Raw genomic sequence first — 2,387 nt, 5'->3', positions numbered from 1 at the left:
TTGTGCCTTACTACCACCATTCTTCACAAAGTTGACAACTCGTTCCCGTAAATCTATGCTGTAAGCCATAATCCAAAAAGTTAATTCTTCCCCCTATTCTACTGCTGGTTCTTATTTGTAACTACTATAAATCTGGCACTGCTTCTTTGACTGCCGTTGTAGTTTTTTGGACGATACCACAGTCATGCCAAGCTCCTGTAGCTTCAATATCTTTATCATCAGGAATGCCAAACAACAGGATCGCGGGAATTCCTAAATCATATACTTCTTTAGCTTCCTCAACTATTTTGTCTATTGATAGTTGATAAACCCCAGGCATTGATTTCACTTATTTGGATACATTTTCTCCTGGTACAGCAAAAAGAGGATAGATCAGATCGTTAGTATTAACTATATTTTCTCGTACCATACGACGTAGCTGGGGATGGTTACGAAGACGATGAGGGCGATGTACTGGAAACATATTCTTTTCTAATTAGAACTATGTTATTGACTAAGAAAAAGTTTATGGTATCTCGATCTAAAAATTAATACTCAAATAACAATTCTTTATATTTAGTATGGCCAATTGATCGTAATCACATCACTAATTAATAAAATTTGATACAATTAAAAACTTTTGACAAACCACTTTCCCAATGCTCAAAAAAACAAAAACTATAAAACAAAATGTTAAATATCACCAAAATTAAAATTTAGTACTAAAATGCAGCAAAAGTTAAAATTTTTGCTACTAAAATTACTTAGGAGTTAATATTATGAATGAATCGGCACCTGTGCCAATAGGAATTGTAGGTGCTTCCGGCTATGGCGGGGTGCAACTTGTCAAGCTGCTTGAGGATCATCCAAAGGCTGAGGTTGTGTACTTGGGGGGTGACAGCAGTGCGGGGAAACCTTTTTCTTCAATCTACCCTCACTTGGAGCATTGTGTAGATTTAATTGTAGAGCCAATAGATTTGGACAAGATAGCCAGTAAATGTCAGGTAGTTTTCCTTTCTCTTCCCAATGGTTTAGCTTGGAAGATGGCACCAACTCTTTTGGAAAAGGGATGTAAAGTATTGGACTTATCCGCTGACTATCGATTTTCTAATTTAGAGACTTATCAATCTTGGTATGGTGGAGAACGCACAGATAAACAAATAGTTGCAACTGCTGTCTACGGTTTACCAGAATTGTATCGCGATCGCATTGCCAATGCTCAACTTATAGGTTGCCCTGGTTGCTATGTCACGGCTAGTCTTTTAGCACTTTCCCCACTATTTAAACAGGGTTTGATAGTACCGGAAACTGCAATTATTGATGCGAAGTCAGGGACTTCTGGAGGTGGTCGCAAAGCAGCTATTAATATGTTACTAGCTGAGGCGGATAATTCTATTGGTGCTTATGGAGTAGCTAGTCATCGACATACTCCAGAGATTGAAAAAATTTGTGGTAATTTGGCTGGTTATGATGTGAAGGTGCAATTTACTCCTCATCTGATGCCAATGGTGCGGGGAATATTAGCTACAGTTTATGGTACTCTGCGAGACCCTGGGTTAGTGCGAGAAGATTTGCTGACTATTTATAATGCTTTTTATCGTAATTGCCCTTGGGTGAAAGTATTGCCTAGTGGTACTTATCCTCAAACTAAATGGGCTTGTGGCACTAATCTCTGTTATCTTGGTATTGAGGTGGATCACCGTACTGATAGAGTGATTATTATGTCAGCTATTGATAATTTGATTAAAGGTCAAGCTGGTCAGGGTGTTCAGTGTATGAATTTGATGATGGGTTGGGAAGAAACCCTGGGATTACCCCAGTTGAGTTTTTATCCCTAATAGTATAGCATTACGCACTAGGGAATAGGGAACAGGGAACAGGAAATAGCAAACTGTCAAAGGGTTTTAGGATTGAAAAATGTCCTAACCAGTTCTTGTAGTTCTATATATATAGATTTGTTTTCTGTTGCTTGCTAAAGCTGAAAAACATGGACTATCCAAGACTTATATCTACAAAATGTCTATGTTTTTACGTCATTAACTAGCTATAGCGCACTTCAGCATTTTCCTTACCGGAATGCTTTGCAAACAGCGCTTCAGCTTTTTAACCTTGGATTAAATCCCGGCAACTAATGCGCAGGATAGTTGAGTCGGGGTTGAAATCCCCGACGAGGGTGTCAAAAAAAGTCAATCATGCTGAGTGCTGACCGCTGAGTGCTGACTGCTATTTAACTGATGGGGAGTTTGAGGGGCTATAAGTCCCGCGCTCTATCTGAAAGATGAGCGTCGGGATACATGGACCCCTCAAGCCGATTTTTTCCGGGATTGACCGGAAAAATCTGCAACAGTATAGATATAGAGCTATAGAGTAATCATTCTGTGTTAGAATTTTTGTATGACTCTAACCAT

General features: G+C 39.0%; 1 protein-coding gene and 1 pseudogene. One reads left to right on the top strand and one right to left on the bottom strand.

From position 1 onward, the window contains the following. Positions 1-127 precede the first annotated feature (127 nt). A pseudogene (locus tag F6K18_RS35945) lies at positions 128-463 on the bottom strand (porphobilinogen synthase); the annotation flags it as partial. A 295-nt stretch (positions 464-758) separates the two neighbouring features. On the opposite strand from F6K18_RS35945, the gene argC reads away from it, so the two are divergent. Continuing rightward, a complete protein-coding gene (gene argC, locus F6K18_RS35940; RefSeq protein ID WP_287528133.1) occupies positions 759-1,817 on the top strand; it encodes an N-acetyl-gamma-glutamyl-phosphate reductase in 1,059 nt (352 codons plus the stop codon). The last annotated feature ends 570 nt before the right edge of the window (positions 1,818-2,387 follow it).

Origin of the sequence: Okeania sp. SIO2C2 (assembly GCF_010692625.1) — a bacterium.
In the GTDB taxonomy this organism is placed as follows: domain Bacteria; phylum Cyanobacteriota; class Cyanobacteriia; order Cyanobacteriales; family Microcoleaceae; genus Okeania; species Okeania hirsuta.
Note: the sequence above shows the minus strand (reverse complement) of the source record. Positions and strands in the feature narration are given on the sequence as shown.

Bases quoted from the DNA above. Each gene is read 5' to 3' on its own strand.
- argC (WP_287528133.1), top strand. From the start codon at position 759: ATGAATGAATCGGCACCTGTGCCAATAGGAATTGTAGGTGCTTCCGGC.